Annotated in this window: 17 protein-coding genes and 1 pseudogene; 6 read left to right on the top strand and 12 right to left on the bottom strand. The window is 35.3% G+C overall.

Annotated features, from left to right (window positions below; genetic code table 11):
• Nucleotides 1-131: 131 nt before the first annotated feature.
• Complete coding sequence (locus tag BUC25_RS11200) at nucleotides 132-359, bottom strand: DUF896 domain-containing protein (protein WP_073201961.1); 228 nt, start codon at nucleotides 357-359, stop codon at nucleotides 132-134.
• A 117-nt stretch (nucleotides 360-476) separates the two neighbouring features.
• On the bottom strand, nucleotides 477-1,139 hold the full coding sequence (locus tag BUC25_RS11195; protein WP_073201960.1) for a YneB family resolvase-like protein: 663 nt from the start codon (nucleotides 1,137-1,139) through the stop codon (nucleotides 477-479).
• 260 nt (nucleotides 1,140-1,399) lie between these two features.
• On the opposite strand from BUC25_RS11195, the gene lexA reads away from it, so the two are divergent.
• Nucleotides 1,400-2,020, top strand: coding sequence for a transcriptional repressor LexA (gene lexA / locus BUC25_RS11190; RefSeq protein ID WP_073201959.1), 621 nt, complete (start codon nucleotides 1,400-1,402; stop codon nucleotides 2,018-2,020).
• A 138-nt stretch (nucleotides 2,021-2,158) separates the two neighbouring features.
• Here lexA and BUC25_RS11185 read toward each other — a convergent pair whose 3' ends face one another.
• Nucleotides 2,159-2,992, bottom strand: a complete 834-nt coding sequence (locus BUC25_RS11185; RefSeq protein ID WP_073201958.1) for an AraC family transcriptional regulator — start codon at nucleotides 2,990-2,992, stop codon at nucleotides 2,159-2,161.
• A gap of 110 nt (nucleotides 2,993-3,102) precedes the next feature.
• Between BUC25_RS11185 and BUC25_RS11180 the strand changes: the two genes are divergently transcribed.
• Nucleotides 3,103-4,095 carry a Gfo/Idh/MocA family protein gene (locus tag BUC25_RS11180; protein ID WP_073201957.1) on the top strand — a complete coding sequence of 331 codons (993 nt, stop codon included), beginning with the start codon at nucleotides 3,103-3,105 and terminating at the stop codon, nucleotides 4,093-4,095.
• An 11-nt stretch (nucleotides 4,096-4,106) separates the two neighbouring features.
• A complete protein-coding gene (locus tag BUC25_RS11175) occupies nucleotides 4,107-5,039 on the top strand; it encodes an aldo/keto reductase (protein WP_073201956.1) in 933 nt (310 codons plus the stop codon).
• A gap of 524 nt (nucleotides 5,040-5,563) precedes the next feature.
• On the opposite strand, the gene BUC25_RS19370 is transcribed toward BUC25_RS11175, so the two are convergent.
• Nucleotides 5,564-5,719: a hypothetical protein gene (locus BUC25_RS19370; RefSeq protein ID WP_170862683.1), complete on the bottom strand. Its 156-nt coding sequence runs from the start codon at nucleotides 5,717-5,719 to the stop codon at nucleotides 5,564-5,566.
• A 179-nt stretch (nucleotides 5,720-5,898) separates the two neighbouring features.
• On the opposite strand from BUC25_RS19370, the gene BUC25_RS19700 reads away from it, so the two are divergent.
• Nucleotides 5,899-6,033: a hypothetical protein gene (locus BUC25_RS19700; RefSeq protein ID WP_280174056.1), complete on the top strand. Its 135-nt coding sequence runs from the start codon at nucleotides 5,899-5,901 to the stop codon at nucleotides 6,031-6,033.
• A 275-nt stretch (nucleotides 6,034-6,308) separates the two neighbouring features.
• The gene (locus BUC25_RS11170; RefSeq protein ID WP_073201955.1) at nucleotides 6,309-6,812 is read left to right on the top strand and encodes a CotY/CotZ family spore coat protein; all 504 of its coding nucleotides are present in this window, start codon (nucleotides 6,309-6,311) and stop codon (nucleotides 6,810-6,812) included.
• A 591-nt stretch (nucleotides 6,813-7,403) separates the two neighbouring features.
• On the opposite strand, the gene BUC25_RS19570 is transcribed toward BUC25_RS11170, so the two are convergent.
• Complete coding sequence (locus tag BUC25_RS19570; protein ID WP_244535179.1) at nucleotides 7,404-7,526, bottom strand: DnaB helicase C-terminal domain-containing protein; 123 nt, start codon at nucleotides 7,524-7,526, stop codon at nucleotides 7,404-7,406.
• A 107-nt stretch (nucleotides 7,527-7,633) separates the two neighbouring features.
• Here BUC25_RS19570 and BUC25_RS11160 point away from each other — a divergent pair.
• A pseudogene (locus BUC25_RS11160) lies at nucleotides 7,634-7,843 on the top strand (site-specific integrase); the annotation flags it as partial.
• Between the two features lie 96 nt (nucleotides 7,844-7,939).
• Here the strand turns inward: BUC25_RS11160 and glnA are convergent.
• The 7 genes from glnA to mutL form a co-directional block, all read right to left on the bottom strand.
• Nucleotides 7,940-9,271, bottom strand: coding sequence for a type I glutamate--ammonia ligase (glnA, locus tag BUC25_RS11155; RefSeq protein WP_073201954.1), 1,332 nt, complete (start codon nucleotides 9,269-9,271; stop codon nucleotides 7,940-7,942).
• A 26-nt stretch (nucleotides 9,272-9,297) separates the two neighbouring features.
• Complete coding sequence (locus BUC25_RS11150; protein WP_073201953.1) at nucleotides 9,298-9,693, bottom strand: MerR family transcriptional regulator; 396 nt, start codon at nucleotides 9,691-9,693, stop codon at nucleotides 9,298-9,300.
• Nucleotides 9,694-9,974: 281 nt separating this feature from the next.
• Nucleotides 9,975-11,198 carry a methionine gamma-lyase family protein gene (locus tag BUC25_RS11145; RefSeq protein WP_073201952.1) on the bottom strand — a complete coding sequence of 408 codons (1,224 nt, stop codon included), beginning with the start codon at nucleotides 11,196-11,198 and terminating at the stop codon, nucleotides 9,975-9,977.
• Nucleotides 11,195-12,448 carry a GTPase HflX gene (gene hflX, locus BUC25_RS11140; protein ID WP_342039397.1) on the bottom strand — a complete coding sequence of 418 codons (1,254 nt, stop codon included), beginning with the start codon at nucleotides 12,446-12,448 and terminating at the stop codon, nucleotides 11,195-11,197. The genes BUC25_RS11145 and hflX overlap by 4 nt, the downstream gene beginning before the upstream one ends.
• 129 nt (nucleotides 12,449-12,577) lie before the next feature.
• Nucleotides 12,578-12,802 (bottom strand): RNA chaperone Hfq, encoded by a 225-nt coding sequence (hfq, locus tag BUC25_RS11135; RefSeq protein WP_058307736.1) that lies wholly within the window; start codon nucleotides 12,800-12,802, stop codon nucleotides 12,578-12,580.
• A gap of 121 nt (nucleotides 12,803-12,923) precedes the next feature.
• Entirely contained in the window at nucleotides 12,924-13,859 is a 936-nt protein-coding gene (gene miaA, locus BUC25_RS11130) for a tRNA (adenosine(37)-N6)-dimethylallyltransferase MiaA (protein WP_073201951.1), read from the bottom strand.
• Between the two features lie 71 nt (nucleotides 13,860-13,930).
• Nucleotides 13,931-15,757 (bottom strand): DNA mismatch repair endonuclease MutL, encoded by a 1,827-nt coding sequence (gene mutL, locus BUC25_RS11125; RefSeq protein ID WP_073201950.1) that lies wholly within the window; start codon nucleotides 15,755-15,757, stop codon nucleotides 13,931-13,933.
• Nucleotides 15,758-15,763 lie beyond the last annotated feature (6 nt).

Genomic DNA, 15,763 nt, shown 5'->3' with positions numbered 1-15,763 from the left:
ACGCACATTTATAATCCTATAACGAAATGATGTTAAAGACAAGTATATCAATAAAAAATGCAACATTTTTCTATATTTTTATCAGTTTTTGCTATATTAATGACAGTATAAGGTAGAAAAAGAACAACTCATTACTTTTTCTTTGACTGCAATTTCTTTAATTTTTCAGGAGTTACATCATTTCCGTTTGGATCAACAACTGTCATGCCTTTCATGTGGTTCTTAAAAGATTTTCGGACGTTTTTTAAATAGGCGTCCCGTAAGGTTTTTTGTTCTTTTTTTTCTTCCTCGCTCAATCCTTCGTTCTTTGATTTATTTGCTAGTTCATTAATACGAGCAATTTTCTCCTTTGATAACATGAATAACACCTCTTTTCTCTCGTATTATTTTATTTATTGTTTCAAATTATTAAGATAAAATTATCTGACTCAGCTAAACAAAAAAGAGTATACACAATTGGTATACTCTCCTTTATTTTAATCCTCATTCTGTAAGTTTTCAAGTGTTTGATATTCTTGGTAGCGACGATGAACCGTTGCTTTTGAAACTTCATAGCCCATTCCATTTAATACAGAAGCAATTTCTTTAAAGGTTAAATCATTTGATTTAAGCCGTGCTACTTCATTAATAGGAAATTCCTTGCGTTCTCTTCCTTTAGCTAAATGTTGATTCGAAAGATTTTCAGCGGGATTGAAACCATTGCTTACTGCTTTTCTCATACCTCTTTTTATTTTAGCATTATGGAGTTTTCTCTGGTACTCTTCCACGATGGAAACGATTTGCAACACCATCGAGTCTCCTTCTGAAAGTTGTAATTCTCCATTATGTGATAGAGTATAAATTGATATATCTAACTTATTTAATTGATGAAGTAACGCTACCTTTGTATTTCCTCTACCTAGTCTGGTTTCATCTTGAATCAGAAGCGTATCTGCTTTCTCATTCTGAAAATCATCCAGTAATTCAAAAATACCTTCTCTCTCGATTTCATAGCCACTTTGTTTCTCTTCGATAACTTTTAATACTTCTATATGATAGCGATTGGCAAAAGAACGTAATTCCTCTTGCTGACGTATAAGAGATGTTTCCTGAGTGTGTTTGTCTGTACTTACACGACAATAAATGATAGCTTTTGGCATTGTGTTCTCCTTCATTCTATAAACTAGTAATTGCTGAAAAGTAAAAGAAGACAAGAGCTAGAATAAAAGCTACCAAATAAAATACATCGACTTTTGATAAATTTTTTAACATATAAATCCCTCCACAGAACCTTTGTTCGTACTTTCATTATACACGAACAAACGTTCATGTCAACTATTTTTTCGAACGAATGTTTGTAATACTTACGATGCTGTGCTATAATTTGGTTAATAAATAATACGCATGAGGAGATTTAAATATGACAAATCTATCAAAACGACAAGAGGAGATACTAGCTTATATTAAAGAGCAAGTAGACCTTAAAGGCTATCCCCCTTCTGTGAGAGAGATAGGAGAAGCAGTAGGATTAGCTTCAAGCTCAACTGTTCATGGTCATTTAGCTAGACTTGAAAAAAAGGGTTATATAAGAAGAGACCCAACAAAGCCACGTGCAATTGAAGTTCTTCAACAAGAAGGAGAATTTGACATTCCAAAAACGGAAGCAATGTTCGCTCCAGTGATAGGTAAAGTAACTGCCGGTCTACCAATTACAGCTGTGGAAAACATTGAAGAATACATTCCCATTCCAAATAATGAAATGCATGCGAGCGAACAATTATTCGTTCTTATCATTGAAGGGGATAGTATGATTGAGGCCGGTATACTAGACGGTGATAAAGTGATTGTTAAACAGCAAAACACAGCAATTAATGGTGATATCGTAGTAGCAATGACAGAAGATAGCGAAGCAACCGTTAAACGATTTTTTAAAGAAAAAGACCATATCAGACTACAACCAGAAAACGCAACAATGGATGCCTTAATATACGAGAATGTTAGCATTTTAGGCAAAGTCGTAGGATTATATAGAAGTTTATAACAAAAAGAAGTGCGTACAAGTTTACTAACGCACTTCTTTTTTATTTCATAGCGAAGTGAAACAATTAATGGCTTACAGCTGTTCCTTTCACTTTAACCTTCATTCACATGATATCGCACAAAATCTCCTTCCCTATCTTTAGAAATACATTTGTCGATATTTTGTCGGGGTCAATCCTTCATTTTCTAAAAACAGCTTATTATAATAACTTGGATTGAGGTATCCAGATCTTTCAGCAATTTCCTTGATCGTTAAATTCTTTTCTTCTATCAGTAATTTCTTACTCCATTGCAAGCGACACAATGTTACAAACGCCATCGGAGTCATCTGTGTGACCCGTTTGAACAATCGACAGAAATAATATGTGCTTACACCTGTTTCTTTTGCCCAGTATTTAAGATCAAAGGCCTCTGGCGCTTTTAGTTGCATTTTCGGTAATAGTGATTGTATCCTCTGATCTAGCTCTTGTTTAGAAGCAGATTCTCTAGGCATCGCACTAGTAGTAAATGTTGTTAAGAAGGAATAAGCTAGTGTAGATAATTGTGATAGTTTTAAAAAGCTATTTACTTCTGCTTCTTTTAATAATTGCTCATGCTTCGCTTCTAATATCGTTAAATCCGGTAATTTCCACAAGGTATACCTTCCAAAACCTATTTCAGACAAAAATGTGTGTATCGTATTTCCATAAAAGTGAAGCCATCTAATACTCCATGGATCATTCTGGCTACTATAATATTTTTGTTCCTGGTGTGGGTAAAAAAGAAAGGCATCTCCTTTCCTTAAGGTATATTGCTTTCCATCGATTTCTACATAACCAACACCAGCTAAGACAAAATGAATGCTGAAATTGTCTAATGAACCTGCTGCGCGATAAACCTCATGATTTATAGCTGATCGATACGACCCAACTGACTCTGGCAGGATCATATATTCATGTTTCTTTAATGTTGGTAATAATACTTGACGGTCCATTTCTTCACATCCCAGGACAATATTGTTTTATCTTATAGCAAAAAGCTTCTATTTTAATATTAATATGAATCGATTATAATAACAATAAAGTTATAGAAGGAGGATAAAAAATGCCAATTAGATGGGGAGTTATAAGTACAGCTAATATTGCTCAAAAAGCTGTCATTCCAGGAATAATCGAATCAGAAACCGGAGAAGTTGTTGCGATTGCCAGTCGGAATTTAGACAATGCAAAGGAAATTGCAAAAAAATTAGATATCCCAAATACTTATGGAAGCTACGAAGATTTGTTAGAAGATAGCAATATTGATGCCGTTTACATTCCCTTACCAAATCATCTTCATAAAGAATGGGCCATTAAAGCAATGGAAGCAGGTAAACATGTGCTTTGTGAAAAACCAATTGCATTAAATGCTAAAGAAGCACAAGAGATGGAAGAAGTAAGTAAAAAAAATGATGTTATTTTAGCAGAAGCCTTTATGTATCGTTATCACCCGAGATATCAAATGATCCAGGAATTGATTGAATCCGGAGAAATCGGAGAAATTCGTGGTATTCATGGAGCATTCACGTTTAACAATGCATCAGATAAGACTAATGTCCGCTACAAAAAAGAATGGGGCGGTGGTTCCCTGTATGATGTAGGAGTATATCCAATAAGCGCTGCTCGTATGATCTTAAAAGAAGAACCACAAGCTGCGACCGTTCATGCATACTTCTCAAAAGAGCACGATAATGTTGACATGATGGCCTCAGGCATTTTGGAATTTAAACAAGGTGTTGCACTCACTTTTGATTGTGGGATGTGGGCTGATTTCCGTAATCAATTAGAAATTTTAGGTACAGAAGGCAGAATCGAGGTACCGTCTGCTTTTATGGTTAATCAAAATGAACAAGATCATTTTTATGTCCATACGAGTAATGGGGCTAGAGAAGTTAAAGTGCCTTATTTAAATCAATATGCATTACAGGCAGATGCACTTGGAAATAGTATACAAACAGGTACGCCGTTACCTTTCTCTAGCTCAGATGCATCTTTAAACATGAAAGTATTGGATGCATGCCTTATCTCTGCAGATGAACGTAGAAGAGTAGAAATATAGGGAGGATAAACATGAAAACAATTCAAATTAATGGGCTAGATAAACCTGTTACTACTTTAATTCAAGGATCTGATTATTTTAAACCAAGTATTTATGATAAAGTTTGTCAGGTTTTAGACCGTTATGTCGCGCTTGGCGGTAATACAATTGACACGGCTTATGTATATTGTGGAGGAGAAAGCGAAAAAGCCATTGGAATGTGGCTAAAAGAACGCAATAAGCGAGAAGACATTATAGTATTAACTAAAGGAGCACATCATGACGAAAATGGGCCAAGGGTAAATCCTGAAGCTATTAGGCACGACCTTTTTAAAAGCTTAGAAAGACTTGGAACAGATTACATTGATTTATATGCGTTACACAGAGATGATCCGAATGTTCCGGTCGATGTGATCATCGATGAATTAAATGAACATATCAAAGCTGGCAGAATCAAGGCAATTGGTGGATCTAACTGGACCACAGAACGAATCCAAGCAGCCAATGATTATGCAGCTGCCAATGGTTTAGTAGGCTTCTCATTTAGTAGTCCAAATCTTAGTTTAGCTAAAGCAAATGAGCCATTCTGGGAAGGCTGTGTTTCCACAGATAGTGCTGATTTAAATTGGCATCAAGAAACGCAATTACCTATACTATCATGGTCTTCACAAGCAAGAGGATTTTTCACAGGCCGTTTCACTCCTGAGGACAGAAGTAATGAGGATCTAGTTCGAGTGTTTTATAGTGATGCCAATTGGGAGCGTTTTAGAAGAGCGGAAAAATTGGCAGAGGAAAAAGGCGTTACTGCGATCCAAATTGCATTAGCATATGTACTAAATCAATCTTTTCCAACTTCTGCATTGATTGGAGCTCAAAGTGAAAAAGAATTAGTCTCATGCGTAGAAGGATCTAACATTGAGTTATCTCATGAAGAAGTAGTTTGGCTAGAAACTGGTGAAGAATAATACTTAAGCTGACAAATTTCAAAACAAAAACCCTTGGCACATATTGCGCCAAGGGTTTTTTCTTATTAATAACTAGACATATATTGTTCTCTTTCCCAAGGGTGAACTTGAGTTCTAACAATACGTATTAATAGGAAGAAACTCAATCAAATAGATTCAAATGATTGATAAATCAGTATTTTTTGTTATGTAGTAAATCAAACATTTTCACCTTTATTTACAAAAGTGGGGCAAATATTATATAAAGCACCTACTTCGGTAGGTGCTTCTTTTTATTTTACAGGTTGTAAAATGATTGGAATGTTTGCTTCAATTTCTTCACCTTCTAAGGCTTCAAGGGGTATCTTGTAAAAGTCTTGGCAAGGACTGAACACAATGATAAGGAAGCAATAATCCCTTGTTCAGTATAATAGTATATCTTAAATTGATTAACGAACTCTTCTCTCTTCTGACGGTTCCTCATCAAGATCTGGTTCTTCTTCATCCATAAATAGAGTTTCAGTATCGTTTGATCTTCTGATATCTCAATTGTCCGAGTTGTTATTTTGATCTGAACGGTTTGGTTCGTAATTCATGTTATTTGGATCTTCATTCATATTATTTTCATTGTCCATGCCGCATGCCGTTAATACTCCTAGTGAGATAGCTACAGATATAACAAATGTGATTATTTTTCTCATAAGATCCCTCCTCTTCTCTATTATTCAAAATTCATAATTAGCTTGTGCTAATAATATTATTTTTAGTCAATGATTTTTTTCAAGTACAATGAAATGATTCCCATACATTTTTTATTATGATGGTCACAAAATAGTAAAGGCTTCAAAAGCTAATTATTTAATTCCTGGAGGTGTATATAATGAGAAATATGAATTGGTTATCAATTATTGGTTCTGTTGGTATTGGTATTGCAGCTTATAATATGATGAATGGGCAAGGGAAACAGATGCAAGAGTCAATCTCTAACCTCACAAACATGGGAAATCAAAAATAATAACAGTTACACGACGACCTATCTATTTTTTAGGTCGTCTTTTTGCAGTTAAAAACCCATCACTATGAAATGATGGGGAGAAAGGGGATATGGCAGTGGTCGGCAATGAGGATCACTGCTTTTTTAGTGTGTGCAAAATATTTTGTAAATATGCAGGCACGTTGTTTAGATTCCTTTTTTTATTTTTAGAAACAAGACATACATCTATACAAACGTACAATCCTTTCATAGAATATGACTGTTAAAGAAATATTTCTTAGTAGGAGTGTTTAATAGTGAGTAAAAATAAAGTTGTTGAAGATGTTGGCAGTGTAATCAATAACGAAAAGGACTGTGTCTGTGATGTGGTCCGTGCCATAGCTGACGCACAAGATAATGTTGTAGACCAACACTGTGATGTTAGCTGTGCACAATCAATTCGTGATTTAGTATCACCAGTATCAGGAAATGGTTTAGACACTGTGCCTTTCATTTTATATGATAAAAAAGGGAAACCTTTTAAAGGGTATGGTGCTGAAGTTCGTACACAAGGTGGAGGTCCTGCTCGATTTGACTGCTTTGACAGCTTCATTTTTCGCGTCAACGAAGTAGATGCGGAAGATTGTTGTGCGGTATTAGAACTATTAGTATTTGATAATGATGAATCTGCAGGTCATGATCCATGTGATCAAATTGACAATGAACAAGTGTCAGATTTAGAACGCACTGGCATCTGTATTACAGTTGACTTAAATTGCTTCTGTGCTATTACTTGCTTACCAGCAGTTTCTGTATTTTAATGGTTTGTTTTATTCTTCTCTAATTTAAAATAAAAGCATAACTTTGGAAATAGGGAGAAATATGATTCAAGCACCGGTTTTCCTCGCCGGTGTATTTTTATATATCATCGGTTCAAGTCATAATTTTAATAGTTTTTTCACCTTGATTATATTCTTATGGATCCCTCGAGACAAAGTTATCTATTTGCACGAATGAACCTTATAGCTACTGATTATAAAAAATTTTCAATTTTTATCTTTATCCTTCAAGTAATCAATTATATATAAAGATTGAGTTATTAAAATAGATAACATTATTATTAATAAGGTTCCTAATGAATATAATACTTAAAAAGATTTTGATGTATTTTTTCATAAAAAACCCTCCTTTTGTAAATTAAATCATATTTAACGATTATTTGTAGCAAAAAAAGGAGGACAAGTCTGTGTCTTCCTATTATTAAAATAATTAATATCTGACCCATCTTCTCAACTCTCGTTTATTTCTTTGAAGTTCAAATTCTAAATAATCTATTTCTTGCATCAGAGATTGATAATCTTTTCTATTCCTACATACCTCATAGATATAGGCATTAAAGGGATTACGGATGATCAGAAACAATGCAGCGCAGGTTTCTTAACATTTTCACTCTCTCGAGTCATTTGACTCAACATCATGAAACAACAATTCATTTCCCTAGCTATTTGTTTAGCTGTACCAGTTACATTACCGATTGATTGCCTGCGCTCTTGTTTCCTGTTTCTTTTGAGTAAAGCTCATGATCTGTAAATAATCAACTGCAATCATGGCAATATTACCATATTGACGCTTGTATCTTTAAGCTGACATAACTAGTATACCTATTCATTCCCATAGTCATACTCATGCAGTTTTATTATTGGAAGCTGGAAATGATATGAAAATCATTCAAGAAAGATTAAGACATGGTAGTTATCAAATTACTGCAGATGTTTATTCTCATATTTCAAAAAGATTGGACAAGGAATCAATGGAAAAATATGAATCGCACTTTAATGTGATTAATAAATAATTTTTTTGGGGTGAGACTTGGGGTGATGGAAATATCTAAATTTCAATCTCAAAAATAGAAACCCTTAACACCAATGGCATCAAGGGTTTCTTCTTATTAATAACTAGACATATATTGTTCTCTTTCCCAAGGGTGAACTTGCGTACGGAACATATCCCATTCGATTTCTTTAGATTCAATGAAGTGTTCGAATAAGTGCTCTCCAAGAGCTTCGACAATTATTTCGTCTTTTTTCAATTCATCTAAAGCGTCCGCTAATGTTGCTGGTAAATCTTTTACTCCATTCGCTTCACGTTCTTCTTTGTCCATAATATAAATGTTACGATCAACAGCTTCTGGTGCATCAAGATTGTTCTCAATCCCGTCTAAACCAGATGCTAATAATACAGATAGTGCTAAGTATGGGTTCGCTGCCGGGTCTACACTACGTACTTCTACACGTGTACTTAAACCACGAGATGCAGGCACACGGATTAATGGACTACGGTTGGAACCAGACCACGCTACATAACAAGGCGCTTCATATCCAGGTACTAAACGCTTGTATGAGTTTACTGTTGGATTTGTTACAGCAGTAAATGATAAAGCATGTTTTATAGTTCCTGCAATAAACTGGTATGCTGTTTTGCTTAACTGAAGTGGACCATTTTCATCTAAGAAAGTGTTGGTTTTCCCTTTGAATAACGACATATTACAATGCATACCAGAACCGTTCACACCAAATAATGGTTTAGGCATAAATGTAGCATGTAAACCGTGTTTACGGGCAATTGTTTTAACTACAAGCTTAAATGTTTGGATATCATCTGCGTGTTTAACCGCATCCGAATATTTGAAATCAATCTCGTGCTGACCTGGTGCCACCTCATGGTGAGATGCTTCAATTTCAAATCCCATTTCTTCTAATTCAAGTACAATGTCACGACGGCAATTTTCACCTAAGTCAGTAGGTGCAAGGTCAAAATACCCACCTTTATCATTCAATTCTAGAGAAGGATCCCCCTTCTCATCCAATTTGAATAAGAAAAATTCAGGCTCTGTACCGATGTTGAAGGCTGTAAAGCCAAGGTCCTCTGCTCTTTTCAAGTTACGTTTTAAATTGTAACGAGGGCACCCTTCAAATGGAGTACCATCTGTATTATAAATATCACAAATAAAACGTGCTACTTTCCCTTTTTCAGAAGTCCACGGGAATACAACGAATGTATCCAAGTCTGGATAGAGCTTCATATCTGATTCCTCAATACGAACAAAACCTTCGATAGATGAACCATCAAAAACCATTTGATTGTCTAATGCTTTGTCCAATTGACTTAGTGGAATCTCAACATTTTTGATTGTACCAAGTAAATCAGTAAATTGAAGACGAATAAACTTTACATTTTCCTCATTAATTTTTTGCTTGATTTCTTTTTTAGTTAATCCCATTGATTACACTCTCTCCTTTATTATTTTTAATGGAAGAATCGTGATAACTCTCCCTGTCTTAACGAAGCTTTACCTAATCTGCCAGCATCTAATAATTCTTTCTGTAAGATTTTTCTTAGATCTTTCTCAGAAATTTCGGATGCTTTTTTATCTGAAGCTGATTTTCCAGTCTTCGGCAAATCTTTCATCAACAGGACTTGCTTAATACCTGCTAAGTTCAAACCTTTTTCAATTAATTCTTTAATTTCTAGTAGACGATCTACATCATTAAAAGAAAAAAGTCTTTGATTTCCTTCTGTTCGAGATGGATGTATCAATTGATGCTGTTCATAATATCGGATTTGTCGAGCAGTTAACCCTGTTAGTGATTTTACAATTCCGATCGAAAACAAGGGCATGGAACGTCTATCTAAATCACCCATTTCATTCACCCCTCTCATCTGTTTTCTATAACTATATTATACATGGTGTAGTTTTTATGTCAAGAGATGTAAGGTAAGTTAACATGAAAAAGTGTATATTTTAATAACAAGGAGTACATTTATTATGTATTCCCTATTCTGCTTTAAATCACACGCGATTTTTATTAAGATATTTCCTTACAAAAAAAAGCAGTTCTAGTATGGATTACAACACCACTTGTTGTCTTCCAACACCGAACTGCTTTATTCTAAATCCAAATCTTTTTTACTTGAATTCTCTTTTATAAGATTAATTCTTTTGCAGCCTCTATAACGGCTAACTTAACATGACTATACGTAAGTCCACCTTGGACAAAGGCAATATATGGCGGTCGAATTGGTCCATCTGCTGTTAATTCTAAACTTGCTCCCTGAATAAAGGTACCTGCTGCCATAATAACGTCATCTTCATAGCCAGGCATTGGTGCTGGATATGGTGATACATGTGAATTAATTGGTGAATGTTTTTGGATTGCTTGACAAAAGGCAATCATTTTCTCCGCATTTTGGAAAATCACAGATTGGATAAGATCAGTGCGTTTCGTATCATACGCAGGAGATGTATGATAGCCTAATTCTTCTAAATACGCAGAAGTGAAAACGGCTCCCCTTAATGCCTCACTAACCACATGAGGAGCTAAAAATAAGCCCTGATACATCTCCTGTAACATGCCGATACTTGCACCAACTTCTTTTCCGATTCCCGGTGCAGTTAACCAATTGGCTGCCATCTCAACGTATTTTTCTTTCCCAACGACATATCCTCCCATCCTGGCAATTCCCCCACCAGGATTTTTGATAAGCGAACCTGCAATTACGTCTGCACCAATATCTGTTGGTTCAATGGTTTCAACAAACTCTCCATAGCAATTATCGACAAATATAACTGTGTTCGGATCTATCTGCTTAATTTTCTCTATGACTTGTTTCATCTCATCCATTGTAATTGACGGACGATCATCATAGCCTTTTGATCTTTGTATAGCAATTACTCGAGTTTTGCTCGACATCACATTTGGCAAAGCTTCTACATCTATTTTTCCATCTTTTAAATCCATTTGACGATATGTTATACCAAAGTCCACCAGTGATCCAGTAACATGCAGTTCATGGCCAATCACTTTGTTTAAAGTATCATACGGTTTTCCAGTAATATATAGTAGCTCTTGCCCCGGTCTTAAGATACCAAACAGCGCTGTACTAATCGCATGTGTCCCAGAAGTGATCTGTGGCCTGACAAGGGCATCTTCCGCTCCAAAAACACTTGCATATACGGCCTCTAACTTATCCCTGCCAAAATCATCATATCCATAGCCTGTCGTAGGATTAAAATCACTATCACTAACTTGATGGTTACGGAATGCTTTAAGTACTTTCTCTTGATTATTTAATTCTATTTGATGAATATTTGTAAAAATGGGTTCTATCTTATTCTCGATTCCCCTAATGAGTACTGCTTCGTTCATTCTTGATGAAACTCCTTTATCTCTTTCATAATGGCATGGTTCGGGTCTACAAACCCTTCCACACGGTATGCAAATCTTTCTTCATGATACTCTTCCTTTTCCAGTATCGTGTACTGACGGATTTTCGCTAATTTAGTTGATTCATGTTCTGGTACAAATCCAGAAAAGTATGTCCATTGTAGCTTGATAAGTGACTCTGTTTCCATCTTCACTTTTTTAACATCTTCCATATCTAAGGCACTAATGAGTAAATATGGATGGGAACCTGGTACAAACTCAGCATCCTCAATTAAATCTTTCTTGTTATAGATGGTGAGCATGGGAATTTGATCTGCGCCTAATTCGGTTAATAACCGATATACCGTTTGTTCCTGCTCTTCTTTATTCGGTGCCGCTACATCAATTACATGCAGAATAATATCCGCTTCTTTTACTTCTTCTAGTGTGGAACGGAATGCAGCAATTAATGCTGTTGGCAAATCTTGAATAAAACCAACAGTATCTGTCAGTAATACTTCTAAATTAGAAGGTAACTTCATTCGTCTGGATAATGGATCAAGGGTGGCAAAGAGCTTATCTTCAAACAGTGAATCGCTTTTTGTTAAACTGTTAAACAATGTCGATTTACCTGCATTGGTATAGCCAACTACCGCAATTTGAAACAATTGCTGTTTTTTTCGATTTCCACGATACTGGTCTCGCTGGTTTACAACTTGTTCTAACCTTTTTTTAATATCGTCCATGCGCCTTCTAATATGTCGACGATCGGTTTCTAATTTTGTTTCACCAGGACCTCTCGTTCCGATACCCGCACCAAGTCTTGATAAATCGGTACCTTGTCCGTGTAACCGTGGAAGCATATACGTGTATTGAGCTAATTCTACTTGAAGTTTCCCTTCTTTTGTCCGAGCTCTTGCTGCAAAAATATCTAATATTAATTGACTGCGATCAATAACGCGAACTTCAAGATGTTCCTGAAGATTTCGAATTTGACCACCAGACAATTCTTCATTTGTAATAACAACTTCTATTTCATTCTCTTCTAATTTCTCTTTTATTTCTTCTAATTTACCTTCACCTACATAAAAAGCACGATGTGGCGTTGGTCTTTTTTGAATAATGGTATCGATCACTACTCCTTCAGCCGTTTTAGCTAAAGCTTCTAATTCATTTATTGAATAATAAAATTGTTCCTCATCACTCTTATCATGCATGACAGCTACTAATAATACCTTCTCGATAACAATCACCTGCTTACTTTTCTTATTATCACGATGTAATCCATTAAAACGTCGTGTTTAAAGTTTATTTTGACATCCCTGCTTATTTTAATGCATAGGAAAAGGCGCTACTTCTTCATAGCGCCTACTATCATTCATTTATTCCTTATCAATCGTAACATTTTTAGATGGAACAAAAGTAGATATTGCGTGTTTGAAAATTAATTGTTGTTTACCATCTGTTTCAAGCATGACCGTGAAGTTATCAAAAGCCTTAATTACACCTCGTAATTGAAAGCCATTTGTTAAAAAGATAGTCGATGGAATACGCTCTTTCCGAAGCTGATTGAGATACTGATCTTGAATATTTACTGATTGAGACATGGTAGATCCTCCTCTTTTTTCTCTATACTTTATCACAGACGTAAAGCTTCCTGATAAAATTTGCTAACCACAAGTGATAGAATTAAAATACATCACATATGGAAGTCTCACTTTATTTATTCTATCTTTCTTTATAGAATCCTTCTAAATCTGATAAAATAGTTTGAAAAACTTGATCTTTGGTTTCTACTGTAATCGGATACCATTCAACTGGCATTTTGTTTTTAAACCAAGTATATTGACGTTTAGCAAATCTACGAGAATTACGCTTCAATAGATCTACCACAACTTCTAAGGATTGCTCCCCTTTTAGATAAGGAATAATTTCTTTATAACCAATTCCTCTCATTGCTTGGGCGTTTTCTAATCCTCTTTGATAAAAATGGTTGACTTCATCTATTAAGCCATTTTCAATCATTTTGTCTACTCTCTCATTGATACGATCATATAACAATTTACGATCCATTTCTAGTCCAATTATCCGAAAATCATAGTTTGACTCCATTTGTTGTGTTTTCTGATAATCCGTCATTGTTATTCCAGTACGATCATAAACCTCTAGCGCTCGAATGACTCGACGATGATTATTCGGATGAATTTTTCCCGCTTGCTGTGGGTCAACACTTTTCAACCGGTGATAAACCTGTTCTATACCATTCTGTTCGATCTCTTCTTCAATATTTTGTTGATACTGATTAGATCGTTTACTATCTGAAAACTGATAATTGTATAGAACAGATTGAATATATAACCCTGTTCCACCTGCGATGATCGGATTTTTATCCTTTGCCGCAATCGTTTTAATATTTTGGTTTACCCGTTTTTGAAAATCAGCTACGGAAAAAGATTGAGCCGGATCTAAAATATCAATCATATAATGAGGTATTCCAGTCTTTTCCTCATCCGTTACTTTTGCAGTACCTATATCTAATCCTTGATAAACTTGCATCGAATCTCCACTGATTACCTCACCATCAAAAGCCTGAGCCACCTTAATAGATAAGGCAGTTTTTCCTACTGCAGTTGGTCCAACAATCACTACTAATTTCTCTTTCAAGTTATCACTTCCAATGGTGACTTTACATTCTTTGTTACAGTATACATTAATTTAGCCAAACCTTCATCTATTTACATGACTCGCTTGAACATTTTTTCCATTTCATATTTGGTAAATTGAATAATGATTGGTCTACCATGTGGACAGGTAAATGGTTCATGACACTGACGCAAATCATCAAGTAACCGTTGCATATCGTCCATATTTAAATAGTGGTTTGCTTTGATCGAACGTTTACACGACATTAAAATCGCAGCTTCTTCTCTTAATTTGTGAACATTCACTTGTTTATCATGAATTAATTGATCTACCATATCGCGAACAATTTCTGTTTCCTCCCCTTTTGGAAACCAATAAGGGTGTGAACGAACGATATAGGCATTTTGGCCAAATGGCTCTAAAAATAAACCTACTTTCTTAAATTCATCCAAGTATTGTTCGATAAGGAGTGCTTCTTGTTGGGTGAATTCAAACGTTAAAGGTACTAATAAGTCTTGAATATGACTTTCCACTTCTCCAATTTTGTCACGGAAAAATTCGTATTTAATTCTCTCCTGTGCAGCATGTTGATCAATAATATATAACCCTAAATCATTTTGAGCCAAAATATAGGTTCCGTGATGTTGTCCGATTGGATACATTTTAGGAACGCGATCTATTTCTTCAGCAGTGGTCACAGCTTCTACGTGTGTCGGTTCTTCGACTATATCTGTCTGTTGTTTATAAGTTGTTTCTCTACTTACACTATTCCCTACTTGTTCAGCTTCCCTAATAAACTCACTGTCTAAGTTTGGTTCCATTTCTATCTTTTGTTTGGCAAAACTATTAGTAATTGGTGTTGGTTGATCAAATTCAAATTGCGGTTGATCAGACTTTTCTTTTTTAACGCTAGTTTTTTGACCACTAGGTATTAATGTTTGCTGGTGTAATGCATCCTTGACCATCCGTTCCACCGCTTGATATAACTCTTTTTCTTTACTAAAACGAACCTCTAATTTTGTTGGATGAACATTAACATCTATTAAATAAGGATCCATTGTTATATTTAATACAACGATCGGTTCCCTGCCAATTGGTAAAAAGGTGTGATAACCATTTGTTATTGCTTTTGCTAATCCAAAACTTCTAATAAACCGACCATTTACGATTGTTGTTATATAATTTCTTGAAGAACGGTTTACTTCCGGTTTGGCAATAAAACCTTTAATTTCGTAATCAAGTGTGCTTGTTTGAACCGGAATCATTTGTTTCGCTACTGACATACCATAAACAGATGACGCAATTTGCCTTAAATCACCCTTACCCGTAGTTTGAAAAATCCGTTTATCATTGTGTGTTAATTCAAAGCGAATCTCAGGATGGGAAAAAGCCATACGATTAATGATATCAGTGATGTGCCCTAATTCAGTGTGAACAGTTTTCATATATTTCAGTCTTGCCGGTGTATTAAAAAAGATATCTTGTACCGTGATTTCAGTTCCCTTTCGAGCATCACTGCGAGCTTCTTCCTTAATATGACCACCTTCAATACTCATTTTTGTTCCAGCTTCTTCACCTGTTGACGTTTTAAGCTCAAGTCGACTAACCGCAGCAATACTTGCTAAAGCTTCCCCTCTGAAACCTAAAGTGCGCACATGAAAAAGGTCATTTTCACTTTTTATTTTACTTGTCGCATGACGTAAGAATGCTTTTTTACATTGGTCATGTGGAATACCTATACCGTCATCCGTTATTTTTATTTCTTGTAAGCCTGCTTCTTTAATATCAATTTTAATTGATGTACTTTTGGCATCCACACTGTTTTCCACCAATTCCTTCACAACAGATGCAGGACGCTCAACGACCTCACCTGCTGCTATTTTATTAGCTAAATAATCTGGTAGTTCGTTGATTTGCATCTAGTT

This window comes from Gracilibacillus kekensis, from assembly GCF_900143085.1.
GTDB classification, from domain to species: Bacteria; Bacillota; Bacilli; order Bacillales; family Amphibacillaceae; genus Gracilibacillus; species Gracilibacillus kekensis.
The sequence above is the reverse complement of the archived record's forward strand: the minus strand, read 5'-3'. Positions and strand labels throughout refer to the sequence as shown.